Source organism: Bacillus sp. FSL L8-0152 (genome assembly GCF_038006365.1).
Lineage (GTDB): Bacteria > Bacillota > Bacilli > Bacillales > Bacillaceae_G > Bacillus_A > Bacillus_A cereus.
The window spans coordinates 3,043,604-3,068,389 of sequence record NZ_JBBOVB010000001.1 but is presented as its reverse complement, the minus strand read 5'-3'; the positions used below and the strand labels follow the sequence as shown (position 1 = coordinate 3,068,389).

The window sequence follows — 24,786 nt, the reverse complement described above, 5'->3', positions numbered from 1 at the left end:
CATAATGAAAGCATATAACGTATTAATTGTTGAAGACGATTTAATTATAGGAGATTTATTACAAAAAATTTTGCAGCGCGAGAAGTATAATGTGCATTGGGAGAAAGAGGGAAGGAAAGTTCTTGGTGTAATTCATGAAATAGATTTAGTCATAATGGATGTTATGTTACCAGGCGAAGATGGTTATCAAATTACAAAGAAAATAAAAAATCTAGGGTTAAATATTCCGATTATATTTCTATCAGCTCGGAATGATATGGATAGTAAACTAAAAGGTTTGACTATTGGAGAAGAATACATGATAAAACCTTTTGACCCTAGAGAGTTGTTGTTAAGGATTCAGAAAATGTTAGATAATCAATATGGTACCTTCACGCAAATTAACCATTTATTTATAGATGCAGAATATAAAAGAGTTTTTATAAATGGTTTGCGTAATGAAGTTGCTTTTACAGCAATTGAACGTAAAATATTCTTCTATTTATATGAAAATAGAGATAGAATTTTATCGAAAGAACATTTCTATGATTACCTATGGCAACTCGAAGATAGAAATCAAAATATCATGAACGTACATATAAAGAAAATTAGGACCAAAATTGATGATAAAACAGGTGATATTATACAGAACATATATGGAGAAGGGTATAGACTAAATACCTACATAAAGAAATGAACTTAAAGAAAAAATATCAGTTACTACTATTCTCCGCTATTATTAGCGTACCACTGTTATTGTTGTCGATTAGTATCTTTGTATCAGTTATTTATAATGTTGTCTTTAAAACTAAAAATAAGAACATCCCTTTTCACGAATCCTATGCATATCCTACTATGTTAATCATATTTTTATTATCACTATTAGTATTAGCTTTTGTATTTTCAAAGTCGATTAACACCGTATTAAACAAAATTAATATATTAAATCAAACAATTCGAGATTTAGCTAGTGATAAAAAAATCCCTAATATAATAGATGTTAAAAGTGATGATGAAATGGGAGAACTGATTAAATCAGTAAACTTGCTTATAGAAAGAACAACTTATCGAGAATTGGAACTACAGCAACAGGAACAAATAAAAAAGGAACTATTAAATAAATTACGGCATGATATTAATACACCCTTAACAGCGGTCAGATTACAATTATATTATTTAGAAGGTGAGTACAAGGAACAAGTACCAGTAATTGAATCACTTTATGATCAGATACAATATATAAGTGATTTAACTAACGAATTTAATATTCAATCTACAGAAACCTTAGAGAATACTTATATTGTGCATGATGAAGTGAATATACACAATTTAATAGAAAATATGATTAAAAAATGGAGCTATTTGTATAGCATTCATAAAATTGAATTAGTATATAATTCACAAGATAAAGAGTTGATATGGAATAGTAATGAGTTATGGATTCAAAGGCTATTTGATAATATTTTTCAAAATGTCCTTAAACATTCAGAAGCTAAAAAACTCAAAATCATTATAGATGAAGATATTGTTTCTTTTAGAGATAATGGGATTGGGTTTGATATAAATAGTAAAGGAACGGGACTTGGTTTGAAAAATATTGAAGATATATCAAAGATGTTCGATATAAAATATACTTTACAATCAAATAGTGAGGGGACAATGTTTTCATTTGAAAATACTAAAGTTTAGAGCAAATTACATAAAATCAACATCTCCCAACCATACTAATAAAATGTGTTGGAGGTGAGTTTTATGGACAAAAAAGACTTTGAAAAAGTGTATAATGATTATTTACATCAAGGAGAAGAGCAAGCTCAATTTGAAATAGCTCAGGAAGTTACTTCAGGAGCAGAACAAATTGTTGCCGTTCGTAAAAATGATGATGGAGATTTAATAGCGTTTAAAACAAGTAGCGGGAGAGAGTTAGATTATATGACTGCTCTTAATGAAGCAAAATCAGGGAAGTTAGCTCATGTGGACGTATTTCATAAGTATGGCAGAGATATTATACGTAGTGAACCGGATGGAATAAAAGAAAATAACTTAGATAATTTACCTTCATTTTAAACGGGTAAACCTCAAGAAGAGAATGTTCATTACGATATTCTCTTCTTTGTTTTGCGAAGTTTTCCTAGCAAATAGACGATTCATTTTTAAAGTGAGATCATACTTTTAAAGAGTGCTCTAAATTTCTCTTTATCTTCTGCTGTAAATGGTTTCGGTCCCTTTGTACGTTTACCACTTTTTCGAACCATTGCACTTAAATATCGTGTTTGTAACAATTGTTCAATGTTATCATTCGTATACTTGTACCCTTTATGATGAAGAACGATACAGCCTTTTGCTAAAGCGAGCGAAGCAAGACCGTAATCTTGTGTTACGATTAAATCTTCTTTTTTTGCTAACTGCATAATTCGGTAATCTGCAGCATCTGCTCCAGAATCAACATAAATTGTTTCGACACCTTTTGGCTGCTCTGCATTAGAATAATGTGAAAAACTAGTAACGAGGGTAACAGGAATTTCCACATTCGTAGCCTCAAAAATAATCACATCTTTTACAGGACAAGCATCTGCATCAACGTAAATCTTCATTTTATCACTCCTATAAATAGGTTCGAGTTGATAATAATGGTAGATTTAGGTTTTGTCAAACGAGAAAGCTTTATTTAAAGTTATTTTCACATACCAAAATAGCCTCGCGCAAACGAGAAATACCTTCCGCAATTTGATCAATATCCACTTTTCCATAAGATAAACGTATATAACCATCTTTCGCACCGAAAATACTACCTGGCATAAAAGCAATTTCTTGTTTTAAACTTTGCATAATGAGTTGTTTTTCGTTTATAGGTTCTTTTAATTTCCCCCAAATGTATATACCGCCAGTAGGGTTTGAAAAAGAGATTTTATCATGAAGTTGCTCGTTTAGGGCACGAACGATAACGTCTCTTTTTTCTGCTAATTGTTTTCGTAACGGTACGATATGAGACTGAAATGGTACGGTTTCGAAAAATTGCTGCATAAGCCACTGCGGGAAAATACTCATTCCTAATTCCATTTGGTGCCGTGCGTCTGACAATCGCTCTACGACAGACTGTGGGGCGACAAGCCAACCGACTCGTAATCCTGGCGCAATCATTTTTGATAAAGAATGTACATAAATGACAGTTCCGTTTTCATCTATTGATTTCAAAGTAGGACAAGGTTGTTTCTTTTCTAGCGTCAGCAAACTAGAGGGATCATCTTCAACGATTGCAATTCGTAAATCTGCGCAAAGTGATAATAGTTTTTTTCTACGGTTTGGATGAAGCATCGTCCCCGTAGGATTTTGGAAGTTTGGATTTAAAAAGATCATTTTAATACGGTGTTTTCTATATAACTCCTGTACATCATTTGGATTAATACCATGTTCATCGACAGGTAACGGGAAAATACGAATACCTGCTGATTGGAATAACGGCAAGGAATAACAGTGTGAAGGACTTTCGAAAGCAACAGCATCACCTGGATTTAATAAACATTGCACGATAAGGTGAAGTGCTTGCTGTGCGCCAGATGTAATCATAATGGATTGTTCAGTCGCCTCAACTTTTAAATATTCCTTCATATATTTTACGACCGCTTGTCTTAGCGGGAGATAGCCTTGCGGATGATCGTAACTTAATGAATGCGTTAACGGTTGTTCACGTAAAATCGCTTGTAGTTGATCGTGGGGATAAAGATTACAACCGAGCTCTCCGTTTGCAAAATCAATAATATTTTCATTTTGTTGTACTTCTGCCCGAATATGGCGAAGTAGTGGTAAGTTTGGTAAAAAAGTACCACCTTCTACGAAATTTCTCCAGTTCGGCGTTAATGTTGGAGAAACACCCCACATATGTGTACTCACTCGTGTTCCTTTACCAGTCGTACTCTCTACAATTCCCATAGCACGTAGTTCATTATAAGCAGTCGTTACTGTACTTCTGTTTACATTTAACTGCGTAGCTAATTTCCGTTCTGAAGGGAGGAAGCTTCCTGGAGGAAGTTCTCCATATGTAATACGTTTTTCAATAAAGTCAACAACTTGCTGATAAATAGGGATTTTACTGTCACTATCTAGTTTCCATTCCATAAAAAACGCCTCCGTATCTCTTATATACATCAAGTATAGCAAATTGGCTGGGTAAAAAAACAGCCAATTGGACGGTGTTATATCCAGCCAATTTTACTATGCTAAATAGGGAAGGGGAGATTCGGATGAAACGATGGCAAATGGAATGGCTCCTAGTATCAGTTGCATTAGTATGGGGAGCAAATTATACAATAGGAAAGTATGGAGTGGCATTTATGTCATCCATTCAATTTAATAGTTTACGATTTTTAGTAGCATCACCGGTATTATTACTTATCACTTTTATGATGGAACGCTCATTACGTATTGAAAGAAAAGATTGGTTACGATTAGTAGCAGTCGGTATCGTTGGTACAACAATGTATCAAACGATGTTTATGCTATCTGTGAAATATACTTCAGCAACAAACGCCTCATTATTAATTGCAATGTCACCTATTTTTACAGGGATATTAGCAGTATTGCACAAACAAGAACGTTTTTCGATGAAAGTACAAATTGGTTCAATAGTGGCCTTTGTTGGTGCAGCATTCGTTTTATTAACAGGGCATACAGGAGGAGCTACTTACGAATATGCGTGGCTCGGAAACATAATTGGATTAGTGGCAGCGATTGCGTGGGGATGGTACCCAATATTAGCGCAACCTCTTATAACAAAATATTCCGCAATGAGAGTCACATCTTGGTCAACTTTAATTGGAATTGTACCTCTCGTTGTATATTGTTTATTCAACGTAAATACATTAACGTGGCCAGTAGACATGCCAAGCTGGGGGTCTCTAGCATATTCAATCGTCTTCGCGACAATCTTCGGACTTGCAATGTGGTATGTCGGTATTAGTAAAATAGGCTCAACGAAAGTAATGGTTTATATGTATCTTGTACCATTGTTCGCAGTTATCTTCGCGGCAGTAACTATCGGAGAGCAAATCAACATGATGCAACTCGTTGGCGGACTTATAATCTTTATCGGTTTATATGTTGTAAAAAAGGGTGGAATTCAAAAGCCAGCTCTCAATTTGAAAAAAGTAAGTTAACAATAAAAAGGATCTCTTTCATATAGAAGGAGATCCTTTTGGTTTTTGTAATAAAAGCGCTTGTTCAACAGCCCATTTTTGATGATCATGAATGAGAAGCTCTACAGCAAGTAAAGGAGACATCCACCGCAAAACATGATCTTCCTCACAGTTTTCAGTTTGTGTCTGCACCATGTTCGCAATATAAAAGAACCCATCGTTTAAATAATAAGTATCTTCTTTTTCCGCATAAAAATATCGCATTGCATTACCGATATATTGATTAATTTCAATTACCCATCCTAATTCCTCTAGTAGTTCACGATGTAAGCATTCATCTTTTGTTTCGGTACCTTCCATACCGCCACCAGGTAAAAAATAACGGTCTCCTTTTTGGATAATAGCAATGTTTGAAGAAGTTGAGTTAAAAATAATTGCATAACAACTAGGCCGTAATACATATTGCTCAGTAGGCTTTTTATAACCAAAAATAAGTTTAGATATCATAAAACACGTCACCTCTCTATAAAATACACAAAAGGAATAATAAGGTAAAAATAGAATTGTATAAGTATAATCTTACGAGATTGGAGTGATAACAAAATGATAAATCGAAAGTGTTCGCGCTGTAAAGAAATTACAGGTACATTGCACGGTGGTAAAAAAATTAAGGAAGAATTTCTATGTGAGGACTGTTTGCAAAAAGGAATTGCGAGTGGAGAAATCGAATTATCACAAGTGGAAGAAAAACAAACTTCGTATCTTTCTATAAAAATATTAAAAATAATGAGTGTGATTTATTTAATAGGATCTATTTTAATGGCTTTTTCAACTGGTCCATTTATACATAATCTGGGGTTTGATGAAATGTTCATTTCAGGATCAGAATTAGGTTTAATAAGTATTGTTATGCTAGGTTCTATATTTCAGTCAGTTCTCGTATTTTGCGGGATATGGGTATTTATCCTATTAGTAGAAACAGTCATTAAAATTTATGAAAAAATGAAGTGAGTGAGAGGGAGAAACATATGCGAGTAAGAAACATCCAAGGGGAAGATTATGTAAAGATTCATTCTGTTTTAAATGATTGGTGGGGCGGGAGAGACATGGCTGCCATGTTGCCAAAATTGTTTTTCATTCACTTTCAAGAAACGAGTTTTATTATTGAAGAAGAGGGAGAAACGTTAGGTTTCTTATGCGGTTTTTTTTCACAAACATATAAAGATGAAGCATACGTTCATTTTATCGGTGTGAATCCGAAGTATAGAAGAAGAGGAATTGCATCGACATTGTATTCTTATTTCTTTGATATCGCTCGTGCAAATAACCGTAAAGTTGTAAAAGCAATCACGTCACCAGTAAATAAAAAATCAATACAGTTTCATAGGGAGATTGGCTTTCGAATTGAGGCTGGGGATGATGAAATAGAGGGTGTATCGGTACATACAAATTATGATGGGAATGGTGGTAGTAGAGTATTATTTTTGAAAAATGTGTAAAAGTAGGCTAGCACAAAGTTAGCCTTTTTGTTGTGAGGAGCTAGAAATATGGAGAGTAAACAAAGTAGAAATGAGTATTTAAGACGCATACATAAGGTTCAAGATTATATAGAATCAAACATAGACAGTTCACTATCCATTGAAAAGCTAGCGGATATAGCAGGGTTTTCGAAGTTTCATTTTCATAGAATTTTTAAAGGAATAGTAGACGAGCCGTTATCACGATATGTAAATCGATTGAAGTTAGAAAGGGCAACAAACCTTCTTACATATCGATTGGATATGACGATTACGGATATCGCTTACCATTTTGGTTTCACAGATTCAGCAGTTTTCTCCCGAACATTTAAAAATTATTACGGTGTAAGTCCGTCTCAATATCGAAATGACAATAGCAAGAATTGCAAAGACGTAAGGGGAATTCCTCAATACAATGAATGTAAGCAGGTTCGAGGAAATGTTGAAATTGTAACAGCGGATGATATAAATGTTGCATACATAAGACATATCGGTACATATGGAGAGTTAACGATAGCTTTTCCGAAAATGATAGAGAAAGTATTTCATTACGCAGCTAAACAAAACTATCATGTATTTGATGATACGAAAGTATTAACCATTTACCACGATCATCATGAATTTACTGAGGACTATCATTTAAGAACAAGTTTATGTATAACAATTCCGGATGCGTCCGCAGTAGAAACGAACGACATAGGAATAATGATAATACCTTCTGGAAAGTATGCAGTAGGACATTTTGAAATATTCCAAGATGAATATAAAGGGGCATGGGACTTTATATACGGTGAGTGGCTGCAAAATAGCGGATATAAACCGAGAGATTCGTATCCTTTTGAAATGTATAAAAATGATCCAAGACGGCACCCGGAAAAGAAACATATAGTTGATATATATGTACCTATCGAACCTTTTTAATTATAGGTTAAAGGGGAATGAATGATGAAAAATGCTGAAAAGTTAAATCTGATTATAAAAGAAGAATATGAAAATATGAATGGGATGTTAGTAGTACAAAAAGGGGATTATATTTTTGAAAACTATTATAACGGTCATGGTCCAAATGATGCATTTCATATAGCGTCAGTTACAAAAACGGTAATCTCTGCCCTAATTGGGATATGTATAGATAAGGGCTATATAAAAAGCGTTGATCAAAAAGTAATAGAATTTTTCTCGGAATATAACGTTAATTCATCTGAAATAACAGTACGACATCTGTTGACAATGACAGCTCCACATCCTTTCGTAGACTGGCAGGAGCCGTTAGAAGAACTATGTATGCAACGAGATTGGGTACAGTATACGTTAAATAGGATAGGACAAGGCGGAGAAATTGGATCTTTTAAATATTCATCTGCAGGAGCACATGTACTATCAGCGATTATTACGAGTGTAACAGGAAAAAGTGCCCGTGAGTTTGCGAATGAATACTTATTTCAACCACTCGGCATGAGCGAAATTCCAAACTACAATATGAAAGCATTTGGATTTGATGACTTATTCGGAAAAGCTGTAAAGGGATGGGTTCACGATCCAAACGGTATTTCGACGGGTGGCTGGGGACTAACGTTAACGGTTAGAGATATGGCTAAGTTTGGACAGCTGTATTTGAATGAAGGTATTCATAATGGAAAACAAATACTATCAAAATCATGGATAAAAGAATCAATAGCGATGAATTCAAATCAATATGGTTACTTATGGTGGTTACGAGAAGAAGAGGGTGTCTATTCGTATTGTGCAATGGGTGATGGTGGGAATATGATTTGCTGTATTACGGAGAGGGAATTGGTGGTGGCGATTGCGTCTGAAAGTATACCGAATGCAGGGGATAGATGGAAGTTAATTAAAGAGTGTATACTTCCTTATTTAAAAGATTAATATGTTTATATTATGAAAATAAGAATAAAAGGTCTAGTTATACTTGTTTTGTTTTCCATAATATAAATAAGTGTTGTGAGAACAAAATTGTTCAACTAAGATTATAAAACTTCAACACCTATACGATTATTGAATAATTGCAAGGTGTTGAAGTACTTTATGAGCAATTAAAGGTACTTTCAACTAAAAGTGGAAACACCTTTTTTCTTTAGTTTTAATTATTCTTTAACTTTGTGATGTATAAGATACATTATGCCGAGCACAATTGCTAGTAAGATAAATTTAATTAATTCTATTAGGCTGGCATCCCACTTGTTTTGCACTACATCTGTTAAATAAAATACATTAAACATACCATGTAAAATTGCGGGTGATATTACAGAACCACCGTATTCTCTCACGTATGTCAAAATTATAGATAATATAAATAATAAAGCGAGATAACTTAATATTCCTACAAACCAAAACTCATAATTTTTATAAAAGATTGCTACTGGTAAATGCCATAAAGACCAAAACGAAGCTGTAATAATAGCTGTTTGCATGAATGAATATTTTTTTCGTAAATAGTAATGAAAATTTCCGCGCCATATAATCTCTTCTAATAATGCAGATAAAAATCCAACTGTAAGACCAACGAGTAAGAGAAATCCTAATTCATTCCAATGATTATATAAGAACTTAATATCATAAATATAAAAATAAAAATGGAGACATAGTCCTAGAAGTAGTGGGAATAATATGGAGAAGATTAGTGTTTTTATTTTTGGACGTGTAATTCCAAATGTGTGAACTATTTTTTGCTTCTTATATAATTTTTGATATAAAATAACAGCTAAAAACGGAACAACCATCGTAAACCCCAAATAATTACGACCATTTTCTATGTTCAGCAAGATGACATATACAAGTGATGTAAGAAAATAAATACATAATGTTGAATGATAAACTATGTGTTTATTAATATTTTTCACCTGCCTAAGTATGTATAAGTGGTTAATCGAATATCCGATATTTTAATTATATATGAAATGGAAATCGACAGAATGAATATTTCCATATTATTGTTTTTAAGATAGAAAAAGTGTCGAAATTGCATATATTGAACTTGTAGAAAAAATTTAATTATCCCCGTGACTTTTCACAACAAAAAATCGTTAAACAAAAGAATAGATTTTTTATCACGAATGGGGGAGAACCATGAAAATTCTAATACTAGGCGGTACACGATTTTTAGGAAGAGCTTTCGTAGAAGAGGCGTTGAAAAGAGGGCATGAAGTTACAATATTCAATCGTGGAACAAACAATGAAATTTTTCCAGAAGTGGAACATTTAATCGGTGACAGAAATGGTGATGTATCAAGTTTAGAAAATCGAAAATGGGATGTTATCGTAGATACGTGTGGGTTTTCTCCGCATCACATTCGGAATATTGGAGATGTCTTAAAAGATAATATAAAACATTATATATTCATCTCAAGCCTTTCCGTATATAAAGATTGGATTCCGCATGACATAAAAGAAGACTATATATTACAACCTGAACCGACGGAAGAGCAAATAAAGGCTGTAGAAAATGGTGAAATATCTCCTTATGAGCATTATGGTGCGCTGAAAGTATTATGCGAAAAAGAAGCAGAGAAGTATTGGCCGGGGCGTGTTTTACACGTAAGAGCAGGACTTCTTTCAGGAATGTTCGATTATACAGATCGACTTCCATACTGGATCGGGCGTGTAGCAAAAGGAAGTAAAGTGTTAGTTCCAGGAAGAAAAGACCATCCAGTACAGATAGTTGATATAAAAGACGTCGCAAACTGGGGACTAAACATGGCAGAAAACAAAAATGCAGGTACATTCAATGTAACAGGTCCGAATTATGATTTGACGATGGAAGAGCTATTAAATACGTGTAAAAAAGTTACGAATAGTGATGCTGAATTCGTTTGGATAGAGGAATCGTTTATGAATGAACATAAAGTGCAGCCTTGGACAGAGATGCCTTTATGGCTTCCAGAAACTTTTTCATTAGAAGGTGAAACGAAGCCGTGGAAAGGTGGATTTTCAATTAGTATTGAAAGTGCTGTTAAAGAAGGACTTACTTTTAGAAGGTTAGAACATACAGTTACAGATGTGTATGAGTGGATGAAGAGTGTGGACGAATGGGAATTAAAAGCAGGGATTTCAAGGGAAAGAGAAAAGATGTTATTGGATAAGTGGTATGGAATAAAGAGAGTTTAAATAAGAATCTTGTGAAAAAAGGACTCTGTTTAACCAATAAACAGAGTCCTAATATGAATCTACCACTCAATCGGTTCTTCCCCGTACATCTCCCATAGTGTAGGAAACATCTTTTTTAAACCTTCCTCATCGTCTTCATCCCAATCTAACTCGATATCAACTTCCTCAAACTCTTCATTTGTTAAGACATGGTATAGTGTAAAGTAAGTATCATCTTCATCCCCAGTCTTCTCCATGTAAACTTCTTGCCCGAAATATAGAGTAAGTTCTTCAATCTCTGGGACGTCATACTCACTCAAGTTTTCTAATACAGGAATTAATCGTTCTGGATCTTCAATACAAGCTTCGTATGTCTCTTTTCCTTGATATAATAACCATCCGCGGAAGTAATCGAAAGTATCATCTGAACAGCCACCCATAATAATATAGGCTGCTGTCCATAAACGGGAGGTATAGGAGTCTTTCAAAAGGCGATGCATATGCGTATCAAAAGCTACAATTTCATGTACTGTACGTTTAGCAAGGTGAGAAGTAAGCCATTCTATTTGTTCTTCTTGGTCCTCACCTTTCGTTTTTGCACGATGAAGTAGTTCCCAAAATTCTTCTTCGGTTATCGTTTTTTCTTTTATGTAATCTTCCCCAGGCAACGGGTCTGTATATCCTTTTTTACGTTTGGAAGCAACTAGTTTATTAGCTTCTTTCATACATTCTTCTTCTGTTTCAAACTCTTTAGCTTTCACACTGCCAGCTGTGCCAATTTTTCCGTAAAACACAACATAGTCTTTTTCTTTCACAACGATTTTCCAAAACTTATTTGATTTCTCAGTTTGCTGGATTAATAACGTTTCCATCCGTACCCCCATAATGTTTTCTAGTGTGCAATATGATTGTAACATATGTATATACACTTGTAATGATGAAAAATAATAGTTTAGAAAATTCAAAAATCATTGAATGAAGTGAATAAATTTAGTAACCTTATTTGTACAGTAATTACATAATATTTTTGTAATAATTCGATATTTATATGAGGGGGCATTACGGATGGATCTTACGTTTAAAGTTGAGGAAACATGTTTTAATTACCGCGTTGGAGCAATTTGTAAACATGATAATAAAATACTCATTCTGCAAGGTGACGGTGAAGATTTTTGGTATGTACCCGGCGGTAGAGTAAAAATGCTAGAGAATAGTGAAGATGCATTAAAACGAGAGCTTGCGGAAGAGATAGGTGTTCCTATTAAAAGGAAAAGGTTAATATGGTCAGTAGAAAATTTCTTTACACTTTCTGAGCGAAAGTTTCATGAAATTAGTTTTTATTATGAAGTAGAGCTACATGAGTTACCTGCGAGTGGAGCGGATCAATATATTTTGGAAGAAGAGGGTAGAACGTATTTGTTTAGATGGGTGCCAGTAGAAGAACTGCATACATATAACTTACAGCCTGCATTTATAAAAGAGAAAGTAAAGGATGTATCAGTTCACACAGAACATATCGTATTACAAAAGTAAATGTATTCGGAGGGGAAAATGGTGAAGGGAACTAAAAAAGAGGTACATATAAATGACAAACTAATTCGTTACACACATATCGAAAAAGGTTCTAGTACGGTTTGCTTTATGTTTTCAGGTTCAGGATACAATTATGATAAGCCGTTATTTTATTACGCAACGATGTTAATGCTTGAACATAAAATAGATGTTGTACATATTCATTATTCTTATGATGGACAATTAATGAATAAACCAATGGAAGAAGTAACGAAAGTAATGATGGATGATATTAATCCGGTGATAAATGAAGTATTAAAAGATGAGCAATACAACGAGACTATGTTTTTAGGGAAGTCACTCGGAACAATTCCGATTGCAAATGATTTAATGAAGAGAGAAGAATTCGCGCAGTCAAAAATGATACTACTTACACCTTTACTGACGTTTGATACAATTTTTGATTCTATCTTACATAGTCGACACGAAGGGTTTTTAGTTATTGGGGATAAAGATCACCAATACAATGCAGATCAAATTGATCAGTTATATAAAACGAATTTACAGATTGAAGTTGTCAAAAATGCAAATCATTCTGTAAATGTTGGGGGATATGAAACGGAAAATTCAATTGAGGCTATAGCGAAAATAATAGGAAAGCTTAAAGAAGTTGTTAGGACAAACTAACCTATCAATACATGCAAAAAGAGGTGCAATTTGCACCTCTTTTTTATTTAATAAGCCCTAAGCACATGAAGTAAATAATCCTTACGATTCAGCGGATTATAATCAACACGTTTTCGAGTAGGGAAGGGAGCCTTCAGTTCTTTGTAACCAGATGGCTTTGTTGTAAAAATGCCTTCTCCTTCAGTGAATGAATGAAGCATTCGCTTAAAATTCTCTGTTTTCGCAACAGGTAATGATCCTGTTAATTGGTAAGAATCATTATATAATATAGGCTCTGCAAAAGTTGCTGGAACGGCAGCGAGCTTATACATCGCGGTACTAATTGCGTGCTCCGGTACAGTTAATTCAAACTCTTTTATTGGTTCATATACATGTGTTTCAGCTTGCTTTAAAGCATCCATTAATACGAGCGGTGTTAAGTTTCTAAAGTCACTCGCTGTTGTAACAGGACTAGCATAACCGGTATGTGTTAATGTGACGATAATATCTGTAACTTCCCAACCATATAAACCTTGTTTTAACGTTTGAAATACCGTATCTTCAATCGCTTTATGGAATGCTAAAGGTAGTGATCCGAGTTCAACCCCTAAGTGATATGTTACGCCAGAGTTAAGTTCACCACGTTCAACTTTGAATCCGACTGTTGCGTAAAATGGATTCGCTTTTTCGCCCATTACTTCAACGGAACTCCCTATGCCAATTGGTTTCTCAATACATACAACTCGTGTATTTGAGAAAGTAACCTGCAAATTATACTTCTCAAAAAGTGTGGTTTCAATCACTTCTTTTTGCACTTCACCGAAAAGGCGAATGTATAGTTCATTATGAACATCATCTTTCCACACTTTAATAAGTGGATCTTCTTCACATAGCTCCATAAGTGCAGCGTATAAATCATGAATTCTTTCTTTTGATACTGCATCAATGGAAGCTTCCATTTGTGGTTCGGCAAAGTGAATATCTTTTATATAATCCGTACGTTCACCAATAATATCACCGATTTTTATATCATTCAGTCCCCACACTTTGCAAAATTCTCCGCTAGGAACGATAGTAGATTGAACAGCATTTCCGCTATGAAACATACACATTTTTTTAATCTTTTCTTTATGTTGTAGAGACTCATCGCGCTGTATATCAACATATTTTCTAACATGTAAGCTACCTGAAAAAACTCTTATATAAGCAACCTTTTCTCCAGAAGATTCACGTTCAATTTTAAAAACAACACCGGATAATGGTTCCTCTTGTGCCGATGTAAGAGCTGGCATTAGGGCCGGAATTTTTTCAAGTAGTTCTGTTACTCCTATACCTGTCATTGCTGAACCGAAAAAGATTGGATATACATTTGCTTTCTGTATTTGTTTTTCTAGTTCTTTTCTTAAAAGTGCGTCCGGTATTATTTCGTTATTTACATATGATTCAAGTAATGATTCATTAAATGGTGCTAACAGTTCCATACAATCGTCATATGATATATATTCAATGATCCGGGCTTCTTTCGTTCCTTCGTTTAGAACAGAGTAGAAGGGGAATGCTTCATTTGAAAGAACCTCTTTTATTTGTTTCATAACTTTTTCAGTGTTTGCTCCACTACGATCAATTTTATTAACGAATAAAATTGTCGGTATGTTTAGTTTCTGTAATGTTCGCATTAAAATTTTTGTTTGTGCTTGCACACCTTCAACGGCAGAGATAACTAAAATCGCACCGTCTAGAACGCGGAATGATCGCTCCACTTCAGCGATAAAATCAGCGTGTCCAGGTGTATCAATGACATTTACTTTTACATCATCAATAAAGAAAGAAACGACAGATGCTTTAATCGTAATTCCGCGTTGTCTTTCTAATTCCATTGAGTCAGTTTGTGTATTACCACTATCTACTCGGCCAATTTCTTTAATCACATTCGTTTCATAAAGAATACGCTCAGTCAAACTCGTCTTGCCAGCGTCTACGTGCGCGACAATCCCTATATTTATTGTTGTCATTTGTGAATATCCTCATTTCATTTTCCATTTTCATTTCCTCATTTCTATTTGTGTATTGCCGCATTATCAATCACTCTCCAGTTCTTTAAATTAGTATTATTATAGTGCAATTAACATTATTTGTAACGCTACAAAGCGCCTTAATTTGGAAAAAATAAAATGAAAACAAAATGCTTGCATTCTAAATCGATATAGATTATATTAATTGACATATCAAATATTGATACATCAAATGTTTTTATTTTGATTGTAAAGGAGGGGTAATTTGACAAGTTCATGCTCAAAAGAAGCGATTATTTTATATAAATTACACTTTCTAAATAAAGAAGTAAGTTCGAAATTTGAAGGGTGTACGGGTATGAGCCAGTCTCGATTAGAGCTTATACTTCAGTTATATGAAGTAGGTGAAATTAGTCAAAAAGCACTTCAGCAAGAAGTGAATATTGATAATGCTGCGATAACGAGGCATTTAAAGCAGCTTGAGGCCAATGAGATGATTGTAAGACGTAAAAATCCAGATGATAACAGAATTACGTTAGTTTCTCTTACTGAAGAGGGACGAAATAAAATTCAAGCGTTTCAAGAGGAAAAAGAACGTTTTGCAGCATCTGCATTTAAAGGATTAAGTGAAGAAGAACGCGACAATCTTTTAAATATGTTAAACCACATTCAAGAAAATATAAAAGAATTATAAAAAAGGGAGAATACAACTATGACTAACTCAGTAAAAACAAATGATTTTAACGAAATTTTAACAGGACGTCGTTCAATTCGTAAGTACGACCCTTCAGTGAAAATTAGCAAAGAAGAAATGACAGAAATTCTTACAGAAGCAACACTTGCACCATCTTCAGTAAACATGCAACCATGGAGATTCCTTGTGATTGAAAGTGACGAAGCAAAAGCAACACTTGCACCACTTGCGAAATTCAATCAATCTCAAGTAGAAACATCTTCAGCAATGATCGCTGTATTCGGTGACTTAAACAACTTTGATAACGCAGAAGAAATTTATGGTACAGCAGTAGAGCGCGGACTTATGTCAGCTGAAGTAAAAGAAGATCAAATGAAAAAACTTTCAGGTTACTTTTCAATGGTTACACCAGAAGTAATGAAAGACACTGTATTAATTGACGGTGGTCTTGTAGCGATGCAATTTATGTTAGCAGCACGTGCTCACGGCTATGACACTTGTCCAATTGGTGGATTTGAGAAAGATCAAATCGCAGAAGCTTTCGGACTAGATAAAGACCGTCACGTACCAGTTATGTTAATTTCAATCGGAAAAGCTGCTGACAGTGGTTACCAATCAGTACGTCTTCCAATTGAAAAAGTTGCAGAGTGGAAGTAATTTTAAAGAAATAAGTGGAATATGAAAGGGGAAACACCATGATTATTATTCACGCAATATTTCAAGTAGATCCAGCAAAACAACAAGCATTTTTAGAAGAAATTCAGCCACTCATTCACGGTTCAAGAGAAGAAAGTGGAAATGTATCTTATGACTTATATAAAGATACAGAAAAAGAAAGTGTTTATACGATGGTAGAAGTATGGAAAGATGAAGCAGCAGTTGCGAGCCATAATACGAGTGAACACTTCACATCTTTCGTTAGTAAAGCAGCACAATTTTTAACTGCTCCGCTTAATATAAAAGCTTATAATGGAGAGTTAGTAAAATAATGAGATAGAAAAAGATGACTTTAGCTTATAGTGCTAAGGTCATCTTTTTTATTTTTACAGGAATATATTTACTTTTATCAGTATGTGTTATAATTTGGAAAATAATAATTCTTAATTTTCTGAATAATTGAAGACGGGGGATAAATATATGAACATTTTAAAGAAAATCACTAATAATATTTCGAAAGTTATTATAGGAAAAGATGAATCCATAGAACTTGCAGCCATTGCTCTAATAGCAAAAGGACATATTTTATTAGAAGATGTACCGGGGACAGGAAAAACAACACTAGCGAAAAGTTTGGCTAAAAGCGTGGACGCAAAATTTCAAAGAATACAATTTACAGCGGATACTTTGCCCGGAGATGTTATTGGTCTTGAATATTTTAATGTGAAGGAATCGGATTTTAAAACGAGGTTAGGTCCTATTTTTGCAAATATAGTATTAGTGGATGAAATTAATCGGGCTGTACCGAGAACACAATCTTCGTTACTCGAAGTTATGGAAGAGCGTACTGTTACAATTGCGAAACAGACGCATTCATTACCAGAACCTTTTTTAGTAATTGCAACGCAAAATCCTCTTGAATCTGCTGGTACATTTCCTTTACCTGATGCTCAATTAGACCGATTTTTACTTACGATTCGCCAAGGTTATCCTACGAGAGAAGCTGAAAAGGAAATGATGAATCGGTTTCAAACGAATGATCCGTTAGAAACATTACACTCTATTATTTCAAGTGAAGAAATTATTATGATGCAAAAACGTGCAAGAGAAGTGTTAGTAGGAAATGATGTGCAAGATTATCTTCTTGAAATTATTGAGGAAACGCGTAAGCATGAGCTAATTGAAATTGGTGTAAGTCCGCGGGGGACGTTGGCATTTATGAGAGCGATTCAAGCACGGGCTATATTAAATGAAAGAGATTACTGTACGCCAGATGATATAAAGATACTTGCTGCATCTATATGCGCTCATCGTTTAACGTTGACAATTGAAGGGGAGATGAAAACAACAAAAGAACAAATCATGAAAGAAATTCTTCATACGATTAATGTGCCAGTGGAGAATGTACAATGAATCAACAACTTGTGTATACACCTTTAGCGGAGCCTTTAGTAATGGGAGTTATGTCAGGTGTAGCCGTTATTTTATGTGTATTTTCAAGTAATCTATTGTTTTTATCTCTCGTATTTTTGTATGTAATTTTAATAGGTGCGATGCATGTATACATACGTAAAGTATCTCGTGTTGAATGGGAATACAGTCAAGGGAATTCAAACGTTTTTATAGGTGAAGCGAATGTGTGCAAAATGAAAATTTCAAACAAGTCGTTATTCCCTATTTTCAATATCGTATTTCGATTTAAATGTGAAAATAAGTTAACTTGGAATCATGATGAAATAAACAAAAATCATAGTACAGGTTCAAATTATTATATAAATTTTAATATAAAAGGAAGAGAATCAGTTTCATTTGATTTGCAAGCTGTAGCTGTAAAAAGAGGAATTGCGAAATGGGAAGAAGTTGAAATTGTCATTACGGATCCCTTTGGATTCATAACGAACCATATAACGTATAAACAAGTTGAAACGCCGTCTTATTTAGTTTTACCAGCTGTTCCGAAAATCCAAGTTCCTGAATTGCAAGAATGGTCACGAGGGTTTCGAAAAGCGATGTCATCCCCCTTATATGATGAAACGAAAGTAATGGGAGTGAAGTCGTATGAAAATGAAGATTTTCGTTCTATCCACTGGAGTGCAACAGCGAAAACAGGGACGATAACCGCGAAAAAGTACGAGCGAACACAATCAGATAAATATGCGATATATCTCAACTTGCAAAATAAAAGCGGTATTTCTTTGCGAAATGATACAGAGGAACTCATTGAATTAACGGCAGGCATATGTAAACAACTGCTTATGCAAAACTGTTCATTTGAAGTATGGATCAATAGCGTAAAAGATAACGGTTTGCTACATATAAAGAACGGTCATAACCGAAAACATTTGCAAAATGTATTAAAAGTACTTGCCTCAATATCGGACCAAGATACTCCTGTATCGTCTACTTATTTTTACACAGCAGGCTTTCGGCGAAAAGAATTGGATGCAGTTCCTTTAATTCTTGGTACTTCCCCAAAGAAATACAGTAGAACGAATAAATGGGTCGTAATTAAAGGATAAGAAGGGGTTTATGTTATGGCTAATAAAGAGCGACATATGAAGGTGAAGATTTGGAGTATTAGAGTTTTCATGATACTTTTCTTTACGGTTAGTGCGATAACGTTATCACAAGGTGTTGTGCATGTACAAGACATAGTAAAAGGGCTTTTTTCTAGTAAGACGGAGACAATATCGGAAAGAAATTATGATTTTACTAGTTTAGACGAACAGTTTGATGAACCTGAAAGAATTATAGATGAAGAAACAGGAGTTGTAGATACAAGAACAAAAATAGATAGGAAAATTCCACTTTTTGTACGAAAAAATTCATGGACTGATGTGTTTTCTGTTCTTTCAAATTCATGGATTAGTGTCGTTTTTTATGTAATTATTGCAGTGGTCATTCTATATGCTTTTTATAAATTAATGAGGAAAAAGGTAATGAATTCAGAAATAGAACAGGATAAACAATCGATAACAAAAGAAAATACGGATAGAACCGAAAAGAACAAGAAAGTGAAGCATCAGTTTGAACAGCCGTTACCTAAAGATAAGATAAGGCAAACGTTAGTGGAATGGGAAAGAACTTTACCATTTCACGAACAGAGAAGGTCATATGAAACGATGCAACAATGGTTAAGTAGAATTTGTAGAACGCGAGATATTATTCCGATATATGAGTCTGTCCGTTATGGAGAAAAGACGTATACGGAGTTAGATGTAGAGAAGACTGTACGATGGATAGAGCGAGACGGGAAAGCGTGACATTAATATAAGTAAATGAAATTAACTGTAAATTAATTTCATTTACTTATATTTAATTACATGGTAATGTATACTTACTTTTTTATATCTCTATCAATGGAAAAAAGTTGCCTTAGTAGAGTATTGCTCGTTACATTTTTTATGAGTTTATCTTCGCTTCATCAGTATAGAATGAAAAAGAGATGAATTGATTACGGGTAGCATGTAAATAAAAAATTATAATTTATTTTTAAATTTTTATAAGGGTGTGAAAATAGAATGAAACCTGTATTGAAAAACATACTCCTTTCCTTTATTTTTTCTGCAGCAGGGATGTGTTGGTTTCTGTTTATGTTAGTTAGAGGAGGCGGAGACTGGTTATTGTCTTGGGTAGGTGTATTCATGGCCTTTTTATCTTTATACACGTTAATAGATTTATATTGTAAGTATACATACGATAAAAAATGGAGTAAATTGTTTATCAAAGCAACAGTTACTACCTTTAGTTTTGCAGTATTGGGAATCACCTTTGGTATTGTACACGAGCTATTACAGCCATGGAGTCTCAGTTTAATGGTTTGGTATTGGTTGTTAGTGTTACTTTTATTTGTAACGACCATAATATTATTAGTTTTTATATTATTTGTTAATCGTAAAAATTATAATATTCCTGGGAGATATAGAATACTTATACTGCTTAATCTATTTCTTACGTTAGCACCAGTGCTGTGGCCATTAATACTTACTATTATCGGGAATGGCATGAACGCTAGTGCAGGATGGTAAAAGTAAATGAACTAAAAAGTTGATATAGGGTTTTAAATATGTAAAAGAACGAGTTTTCAAAAATTGAAAACACGTTCTTTTTTTATTTTCATACATTACTTTTTCTCATCTGGGCGTCTAATTTTGAAAGTAAGTATTTCGTAAGGAATGGATAAGAAAAAAGAGAGTTTTATCATTTAGGATGAAAGTATAGCTTGAATCAATACGATATGAATAGAGGAGAGAAAGCCTTATGAAAAAATGTTATTCCATTAAGTTAGCGAGTTTGGCAGTTTTATTAGCGGGTACTACTTTATTCACACCCGGTTTTACTGTGAAAGCAGAGTCTACTCAAAATATTTCTAATTCGTCACAAGAACCTAATCAAAAGAATCGGAATGGATGGAAACAAGTAATGCAGGAAACAATACAAATTGGGGCACCAGGGGTATTAGCTAAGACGTCTAATGAAGGGAAAGTTAATAGTTATACTGCTGGCGTGGCGGATTTAATTACAAAGAAACCGGTGAAATCGGATTATCGTTTTCGGATTGGAAGTGTGACGAAGACTTTTACTGCTACGACTGTTCTTCAATTAGTAGGAGAAAATCGTGTGCAGCTTGACGATTCGATTGAAAAGTGGCTGCCCGGCCTCATTCAAGGAAATGGTTATGATGGCAATCAAATTACGATACGTCAACTTTTGAATCATACGAGTGGTATAGCTAATTATTTAAAGTCAAAAGACGCTGATATTATGAATTCGAAAAAAACGTATACAGCAGAAGAAATAGTAAAGATAGGACTTGCTCTACCCCCAGATTTTTCGCCAGGTAAAGGTTGGTCGTATTCAAACACAGGATACGTAATACTAGGAATGCTTATTGAAAAAATAACGGGTAATAGTTACGCAGAAGAAATCGAAAAGCGCATTATTGAACCTTTGGATCTATCAAATACGTTTTTACCAGGGAATTCACCCGTTATTCCAGGTAAGAATCATGCTCGAGGGTATATGAAAATTGACGAAACAAGTGAATTGAAAGACATGACGTATTATAATCCGAGTTTAGCTAATTCAGCGGGAGATATGATTTCAGATGCAGACGATTTAAATAAGTTCTTTTCATCTTTACTCGGTGGTAAGTTATTGAAGGAACGCGAGCTAAAAGAAATGCTTACTACAGTTCCTGTAGAAGGAAAAGGGGTTGGTGATGGATATGGTCTTGGAATCTATGAGACTAAACTTCCAAATGGTGTCTCAGTATGGGGTCACGGAGGATCAATTCCTGGGTTTATGACTTTTGCAGGCGGAGTAATGGGAGGCAAGCATACATTTGCTGTCAATGTTAATTCTTTAGGTCCGGTTGATATTCTTACACAGTTTGATAAAATGATGCAAGTTGAATTTCAGAAATAGATGGAAAGAATGTGAATGGAATCCTGCTTTAAAGGACAGTATTAACATTCATAGTAGAACATCAAGAGTAATTCAACAATAAAAAAGGATGTCAGTTACACGACATCCTTTTTTATTGAGAATCAAAGAAGTATGTTTTGAATTTTGAAAATTGTTATTTTTGCAATTGTTCCATATAATGAAGGGTAGAGGGGTTATACAGGGGAGTTATGAATGGAGAATACTTTAGTTAGTTAATTGTTTTTATTTTAATAAATAAAAGTAAATTGATGTGGAGTGAAATTCATTGGGAGAAAATCAGTTTAGATGGAGTAACAAGCAATTAAGAGAACATGTTGAAGTAATAGATGGTAAAAGAAGTCCGCACATTTTATTGAAGAATGCAACGTATTTAAATTCCTATATGCGCGAGTGGGTACAAGCAAATATTTGGATCTATGATGATCGCATTATTTATGTAGGAGAAAAACTACCAGCGCAACTACAAGAATGCGAAGTCATTGATTGTGATGAAAAGTATGTAGTTCCTGGCTACATAGAACCACATGCACATCCATATCAATTATATAATCCTGAAACGTTAGCAAATTATGCGATGCAGTTTGGGACGGCGACTTTTATTAATGATAATTTAACTTTATTTTTCACATTACAACGTGAAGAAGCATTTCGTTTATTAGATGAATTTGAAAAGATTTCAGCAAGTATGTATTGGTGGTGTCGTTTTGATGGACAGACTGAATTGCAAAACGGGGAATCTTTATTTAATCGTGAAGAAATAATAGAGTGGCTAAAGCATAAAGCAGTTCTTCAAGGCGGTGAGCTAACAGCGTGGCCAAAGTTATTACATGGCGATGATGAAATGTTACATTGGGTGCAGGAAACGAAACGATTACATAAAAAAGTAGAAGGACATTTTCCAGGTGCATCTGAAACGACTTTAGCAAAGTTAAAACTGTTAGGTACAGATTGTGATCATGAGGCGATGACAGGGCAGGAAGCTTTCGCTCGTCTTATGCAAGGTTACACGGTTTCCTTAAGAAATTCTTCAATCCGCCCAGATTTAGAAGTGTTATTGAAAGAATTGTTGGAACTAGGAGTAAAACAGTTTGATAGATTCATTCTTACTACAGACGGCTCACATCCTTCATTTTATGAAAATGGAATGACAAACGTAATGATATCTACCGCGATAAAACAAGGAGTGCCAGTTATAGATGCTTATCATATGGCAAGCTATAATATCGCCCGTTATTATAATATGGAGCATCTACATGGTTCAATTGCGACAGGTAGAATTGCTAATATAAATATTTTAGAAAGTAAAGAAAACCCGGTTCCAATAAGTGTAATTGCAAAGGGGAAATGGGTGAAGCGCGACGGAGTAAATAAAAATGAATCAGTACAAATAGACTGGAGTAAATTCAAAGTAACTCCATTATTATTAGACTGGTCCATAGAAAAAGAAGATATGATTTTCCCGCATAAAATGGGTATACAATTATTGAATAATGTTATAACAAAAACATACACGACTGAAATTGATTTAAACCGTGATGAACTTTCACTAGATCATGATGAGTGTTTTCTAATGATGATTGCTCGTGACGGTGCGTGGCGAGTGAATACAGTTGTGAAAGGTTTTGCAAAAGAACTTGGTGGGCTTGCTAGCTCTTATTCTGGTACCGGCGACATCATTCTTATTGGGAAGAATAAAGAAGAGATGCTTACAGCTTTTCATAGAGTAAAAGAGCTTGGCGGGGGAATGGTAATAGCTGAAAAGAATGAAGTATTACATGAAATCGCATTACCATTGCTTGGGATTATGTCTAATTTGAAAATGAATGAATTAATACAGGAAGAGAAACAGATGGTGAAATTACTACAAGAGCGTGGTTACGCGTATGACGATCCGGCATTTACCATTTTGTTCTTTTCTGCGACGCACTTGCCTTTTATACGGATAACACCTATAGGACTATATGATGTGAAAAATAGTAAGGTACTGGACTCACCGGTAAATTTAATAAAGCAATATTAAAAGGAAAGGCCCTATAATAGTCTAAATTATAGGGCCTTTTACATTATTAGTATAAGAATATTGTAAGCCTCAAATGATATAGTATCTAAATCATTTGAGGTGATATGTAAATATGAAAAAAATATTTTACATTTTAAGCATATTTATTCTGTGTGTATCGATACAACACGTTGTACATTCCCAATCAGATGCACCAAGGTTATCTTCGGATTGTCTCGAAGAAAGAAAAGTTCGAGATGAAAAGTATGTGAAGAATATAATACAGGACATTAAATCCACATTTAATTTAAATATTGATGAACATAGTTTTTGGGAAGTAAGTAAAAGAGATCTGGAGGCTGCCCATTTGATGTATGGTGGAAAGAAAAATGATTCTTATTATAATTCGCTAACTAAAATTTATGATAGTGGTGGATTTAGCGAACAGCCCAGCTTATTTGTGAGGGCGCAAGAAGCATTTTTACTTTATAAAGAAAAAGATAATATCAATGTAATGAAACGCCTAAAACTAGACGTTGAAAAAGGGGAATGGCTCGTTATAAAAACGAAAAAGAAGAAAGGGAAAAAAGTGAAATTCAAGCCTTTGCAATGTGAAAAAGATTATATGAAAAAGAGAAATGAATAACAAAATACTTATTCATGCTGTTTTTATTCAATGATATTTTGCTGTTGATTTGAAATAGAAAAAGGTAAACGAACATATTAGCTTTATGGAATATGTTTGTTTACCTTTTTTTGAGAGATTTAAAAATTGGGGATGTTTTTAGTTGGAAATTATGTACTGGCTAATGAACTTATAACATTCAATGAATTTGTTCTTCATAAACATTAGATTTTGTGTCAAATGATTTATACATTGCCGAACCACCTATGTATATTTTATTCTACAGTATTTATAAAAGAATATTGGCCATGCATAAGAAATATGATTGGCACAGTTTTTGCTTGTATTAAATGTAAGGAAGGGAGATTGTATGTAAGGAATCTGTACTCGTAATAGTATAAAACAAGCTACTATTGCATTATTAATCATAGTTGTATTTAT

27 protein-coding genes are annotated in these 24,786 nt (G+C 34.1%); 21 read left to right on the top strand and 6 right to left on the bottom strand.

The genetic code is table 11. From position 1 onward, the window contains the following. Positions 1–4: 4 nt before the first annotated feature. The 3 genes from MHH27_RS15480 to MHH27_RS15470 all read left to right on the top strand — a co-directional run bounded on the left by MHH27_RS15480 (position 5) and on the right by MHH27_RS15470 (position 2,046). Positions 5–676: a response regulator transcription factor gene (locus MHH27_RS15480; protein WP_000649346.1), complete on the top strand. Its 672-nt coding sequence runs from the start codon at positions 5–7 to the stop codon at positions 674–676. Then, on the top strand, positions 673–1,668 hold the full coding sequence (locus tag MHH27_RS15475) for a sensor histidine kinase (protein WP_097947197.1): 996 nt from the start codon (positions 673–675) through the stop codon (positions 1,666–1,668). Before MHH27_RS15480 ends, MHH27_RS15475 begins: the two co-directional genes overlap by 4 nt. 63 nt (positions 1,669–1,731) lie before the next feature. Next, entirely contained in the window at positions 1,732–2,046 is a 315-nt protein-coding gene (locus tag MHH27_RS15470) for a DUF3892 domain-containing protein (RefSeq protein ID WP_000358159.1), read from the top strand. An 86-nt stretch (positions 2,047–2,132) separates the two neighbouring features. On the opposite strand, the gene MHH27_RS15465 is transcribed toward MHH27_RS15470, so the two are convergent. Beyond that, entirely contained in the window at positions 2,133–2,573 is a 441-nt protein-coding gene (locus tag MHH27_RS15465; RefSeq protein WP_000708772.1) for a YaiI/YqxD family protein, read from the bottom strand. Between the two features lie 70 nt (positions 2,574–2,643). Beyond that, positions 2,644–4,095 (bottom strand): MocR-like pyridoxine biosynthesis transcription factor PdxR, encoded by a 1,452-nt coding sequence (gene pdxR / locus MHH27_RS15460; RefSeq protein WP_053564116.1) that lies wholly within the window; start codon positions 4,093–4,095, stop codon positions 2,644–2,646. 125 nt (positions 4,096–4,220) lie between these two features. On the opposite strand from pdxR, the gene MHH27_RS15455 reads away from it, so the two are divergent. Next, on the top strand, positions 4,221–5,132 hold the full coding sequence (locus MHH27_RS15455; protein ID WP_053564117.1) for a DMT family transporter: 912 nt from the start codon (positions 4,221–4,223) through the stop codon (positions 5,130–5,132). 18 nt (positions 5,133–5,150) lie between these two features. On the opposite strand, the gene MHH27_RS15450 is transcribed toward MHH27_RS15455, so the two are convergent. Beyond that, positions 5,151–5,618, bottom strand: coding sequence for an NUDIX hydrolase (locus MHH27_RS15450; protein ID WP_000623967.1), 468 nt, complete (start codon positions 5,616–5,618; stop codon positions 5,151–5,153). 96 nt (positions 5,619–5,714) lie between these two features. Between MHH27_RS15450 and MHH27_RS15445 the strand changes: the two genes are divergently transcribed. From MHH27_RS15445 to MHH27_RS15430, 4 genes are read left to right on the top strand one after another with little or no spacing between them, the layout of a single operon-like run. Continuing rightward, positions 5,715–6,122, top strand: a complete 408-nt coding sequence (locus MHH27_RS15445) for a DUF3980 domain-containing protein (RefSeq protein ID WP_097947198.1) — start codon at positions 5,715–5,717, stop codon at positions 6,120–6,122. A 17-nt stretch (positions 6,123–6,139) separates the two neighbouring features. Further along, positions 6,140–6,610, top strand: a complete 471-nt coding sequence (locus MHH27_RS15440; protein ID WP_097822359.1) for a GNAT family N-acetyltransferase — start codon at positions 6,140–6,142, stop codon at positions 6,608–6,610. A gap of 48 nt (positions 6,611–6,658) precedes the next feature. Continuing rightward, positions 6,659–7,549, top strand: coding sequence for an AraC family transcriptional regulator (locus tag MHH27_RS15435; protein ID WP_075717777.1), 891 nt, complete (start codon positions 6,659–6,661; stop codon positions 7,547–7,549). 24 nt (positions 7,550–7,573) lie between these two features. Further along, on the top strand, positions 7,574–8,515 hold the full coding sequence (locus tag MHH27_RS15430) for a serine hydrolase domain-containing protein (protein WP_075717779.1): 942 nt from the start codon (positions 7,574–7,576) through the stop codon (positions 8,513–8,515). Positions 8,516–8,733: 218 nt separating this feature from the next. Here MHH27_RS15430 and MHH27_RS15425 read toward each other — a convergent pair whose 3' ends face one another. Then, positions 8,734–9,489, bottom strand: coding sequence for a CPBP family intramembrane glutamic endopeptidase (locus MHH27_RS15425; RefSeq protein ID WP_097947200.1), 756 nt, complete (start codon positions 9,487–9,489; stop codon positions 8,734–8,736). A 226-nt stretch (positions 9,490–9,715) separates the two neighbouring features. Here MHH27_RS15425 and MHH27_RS15420 point away from each other — a divergent pair, with 226 nt between their 5' ends. After that, complete coding sequence (locus tag MHH27_RS15420) at positions 9,716–10,753, top strand: SDR family oxidoreductase (RefSeq protein ID WP_097947202.1); 1,038 nt, start codon at positions 9,716–9,718, stop codon at positions 10,751–10,753. Between the two features lie 59 nt (positions 10,754–10,812). On the opposite strand, the gene MHH27_RS15415 is transcribed toward MHH27_RS15420, so the two are convergent. After that, complete coding sequence (locus tag MHH27_RS15415) at positions 10,813–11,604, bottom strand: DUF4240 domain-containing protein (RefSeq protein ID WP_075720336.1); 792 nt, start codon at positions 11,602–11,604, stop codon at positions 10,813–10,815. Positions 11,605–11,797: 193 nt separating this feature from the next. On the opposite strand from MHH27_RS15415, the gene MHH27_RS15410 reads away from it, so the two are divergent. Further along, on the top strand, positions 11,798–12,265 hold the full coding sequence (locus tag MHH27_RS15410) for an NUDIX hydrolase (RefSeq protein WP_000366230.1): 468 nt from the start codon (positions 11,798–11,800) through the stop codon (positions 12,263–12,265). Beyond that, on the top strand, positions 12,266–12,931 hold the full coding sequence (locus MHH27_RS15405) for an alpha/beta hydrolase (protein WP_141541753.1): 666 nt from the start codon (positions 12,266–12,268) through the stop codon (positions 12,929–12,931). 47 nt (positions 12,932–12,978) lie between these two features. Here the strand turns inward: MHH27_RS15405 and MHH27_RS15400 are convergent, their stop codons facing one another. Beyond that, the gene (locus MHH27_RS15400; RefSeq protein ID WP_340943199.1) at positions 12,979–14,922 is read right to left on the bottom strand and encodes a translation factor GTPase family protein; all 1,944 of its coding nucleotides are present in this window, start codon (positions 14,920–14,922) and stop codon (positions 12,979–12,981) included. 265 nt (positions 14,923–15,187) lie between these two features. Between MHH27_RS15400 and MHH27_RS15395 the strand changes: the two genes are divergently transcribed. The 10 genes from MHH27_RS15395 to MHH27_RS15350 all read left to right on the top strand — a co-directional run bounded on the left by MHH27_RS15395 (position 15,188) and on the right by MHH27_RS15350 (position 24,366). Then, on the top strand, positions 15,188–15,616 hold the full coding sequence (locus MHH27_RS15395) for a MarR family winged helix-turn-helix transcriptional regulator (RefSeq protein WP_000204172.1): 429 nt from the start codon (positions 15,188–15,190) through the stop codon (positions 15,614–15,616). Positions 15,617–15,634: 18 nt separating this feature from the next. Beyond that, on the top strand, positions 15,635–16,273 hold the full coding sequence (locus MHH27_RS15390) for a nitroreductase family protein (RefSeq protein WP_340943197.1): 639 nt from the start codon (positions 15,635–15,637) through the stop codon (positions 16,271–16,273). A gap of 38 nt (positions 16,274–16,311) precedes the next feature. Continuing rightward, positions 16,312–16,605: a putative quinol monooxygenase gene (locus MHH27_RS15385; protein WP_000583805.1), complete on the top strand. Its 294-nt coding sequence runs from the start codon at positions 16,312–16,314 to the stop codon at positions 16,603–16,605. A 148-nt stretch (positions 16,606–16,753) separates the two neighbouring features. After that, positions 16,754–17,686 carry an AAA family ATPase gene (locus tag MHH27_RS15380; protein ID WP_097822364.1) on the top strand — a complete coding sequence of 311 codons (933 nt, stop codon included), beginning with the start codon at positions 16,754–16,756 and terminating at the stop codon, positions 17,684–17,686. After that, entirely contained in the window at positions 17,683–18,792 is a 1,110-nt protein-coding gene (locus MHH27_RS15375) for a DUF58 domain-containing protein (protein WP_098250591.1), read from the top strand. Before MHH27_RS15380 ends, MHH27_RS15375 begins: the two co-directional genes overlap by 4 nt. Positions 18,793–18,807: 15 nt before the next feature. Continuing rightward, the gene (locus MHH27_RS15370) at positions 18,808–19,536 is read left to right on the top strand and encodes a hypothetical protein (RefSeq protein ID WP_001284442.1); all 729 of its coding nucleotides are present in this window, start codon (positions 18,808–18,810) and stop codon (positions 19,534–19,536) included. Between the two features lie 258 nt (positions 19,537–19,794). After that, positions 19,795–20,301, top strand: coding sequence for a DUF3902 family protein (locus MHH27_RS15365; RefSeq protein ID WP_098566929.1), 507 nt, complete (start codon positions 19,795–19,797; stop codon positions 20,299–20,301). Between the two features lie 232 nt (positions 20,302–20,533). After that, positions 20,534–21,700, top strand: a complete 1,167-nt coding sequence (locus MHH27_RS15360; protein ID WP_098566930.1) for a serine hydrolase domain-containing protein — start codon at positions 20,534–20,536, stop codon at positions 21,698–21,700. Between the two features lie 286 nt (positions 21,701–21,986). Continuing rightward, positions 21,987–23,741 (top strand): adenine deaminase C-terminal domain-containing protein, encoded by a 1,755-nt coding sequence (locus tag MHH27_RS15355; protein ID WP_025117852.1) that lies wholly within the window; start codon positions 21,987–21,989, stop codon positions 23,739–23,741. Positions 23,742–23,853: 112 nt separating this feature from the next. Next, positions 23,854–24,366, top strand: coding sequence for a hypothetical protein (locus tag MHH27_RS15350; RefSeq protein ID WP_097822367.1), 513 nt, complete (start codon positions 23,854–23,856; stop codon positions 24,364–24,366). The last annotated feature ends 420 nt before the right edge of the window (positions 24,367–24,786 follow it).

Coding starts and splice junctions, on each gene's coding strand:
- MHH27_RS15480 (WP_000649346.1), top strand. CDS start 5: ATGAAAGCATATAACGTATTAATTGTTGAAGACGATTTAATTATAGGA.
- MHH27_RS15475 (WP_097947197.1), top strand. CDS start 673: ATGAACTTAAAGAAAAAATATCAGTTACTACTATTCTCCGCTATTATT.
- MHH27_RS15470 (WP_000358159.1), top strand. CDS start 1,732: ATGGACAAAAAAGACTTTGAAAAAGTGTATAATGATTATTTACATCAA.
- MHH27_RS15465 (WP_000708772.1), bottom strand. CDS start 2,573: ATGAAGATTTACGTTGATGCAGATGCTTGTCCTGTAAAAGATGTGATT.
- pdxR (WP_053564116.1), bottom strand. CDS start 4,095: ATGGAATGGAAACTAGATAGTGACAGTAAAATCCCTATTTATCAGCAA.
- MHH27_RS15455 (WP_053564117.1), top strand. CDS start 4,221: ATGAAACGATGGCAAATGGAATGGCTCCTAGTATCAGTTGCATTAGTA.
- MHH27_RS15450 (WP_000623967.1), bottom strand. CDS start 5,618: ATGATATCTAAACTTATTTTTGGTTATAAAAAGCCTACTGAGCAATAT.
- MHH27_RS15445 (WP_097947198.1), top strand. CDS start 5,715: ATGATAAATCGAAAGTGTTCGCGCTGTAAAGAAATTACAGGTACATTG.
- MHH27_RS15440 (WP_097822359.1), top strand. CDS start 6,140: ATGCGAGTAAGAAACATCCAAGGGGAAGATTATGTAAAGATTCATTCT.
- MHH27_RS15435 (WP_075717777.1), top strand. CDS start 6,659: ATGGAGAGTAAACAAAGTAGAAATGAGTATTTAAGACGCATACATAAG.
- MHH27_RS15430 (WP_075717779.1), top strand. CDS start 7,574: ATGAAAAATGCTGAAAAGTTAAATCTGATTATAAAAGAAGAATATGAA.
- MHH27_RS15420 (WP_097947202.1), top strand. CDS start 9,716: ATGAAAATTCTAATACTAGGCGGTACACGATTTTTAGGAAGAGCTTTC.
- MHH27_RS15415 (WP_075720336.1), bottom strand. CDS start 11,604: ATGGAAACGTTATTAATCCAGCAAACTGAGAAATCAAATAAGTTTTGG.
- MHH27_RS15410 (WP_000366230.1), top strand. CDS start 11,798: ATGGATCTTACGTTTAAAGTTGAGGAAACATGTTTTAATTACCGCGTT.
- MHH27_RS15405 (WP_141541753.1), top strand. CDS start 12,266: ATGTATTCGGAGGGGAAAATGGTGAAGGGAACTAAAAAAGAGGTACAT.
- MHH27_RS15400 (WP_340943199.1), bottom strand. CDS start 14,922: ATGACAACAATAAATATAGGGATTGTCGCGCACGTAGACGCTGGCAAG.
- MHH27_RS15390 (WP_340943197.1), top strand. CDS start 15,635: ATGACTAACTCAGTAAAAACAAATGATTTTAACGAAATTTTAACAGGA.
- MHH27_RS15385 (WP_000583805.1), top strand. CDS start 16,312: ATGATTATTATTCACGCAATATTTCAAGTAGATCCAGCAAAACAACAA.
- MHH27_RS15380 (WP_097822364.1), top strand. CDS start 16,754: ATGAACATTTTAAAGAAAATCACTAATAATATTTCGAAAGTTATTATA.
- MHH27_RS15375 (WP_098250591.1), top strand. CDS start 17,683: ATGAATCAACAACTTGTGTATACACCTTTAGCGGAGCCTTTAGTAATG.
- MHH27_RS15370 (WP_001284442.1), top strand. CDS start 18,808: ATGGCTAATAAAGAGCGACATATGAAGGTGAAGATTTGGAGTATTAGA.
- MHH27_RS15365 (WP_098566929.1), top strand. CDS start 19,795: ATGAAACCTGTATTGAAAAACATACTCCTTTCCTTTATTTTTTCTGCA.
- MHH27_RS15360 (WP_098566930.1), top strand. CDS start 20,534: ATGAAAAAATGTTATTCCATTAAGTTAGCGAGTTTGGCAGTTTTATTA.
- MHH27_RS15350 (WP_097822367.1), top strand. CDS start 23,854: ATGAAAAAAATATTTTACATTTTAAGCATATTTATTCTGTGTGTATCG.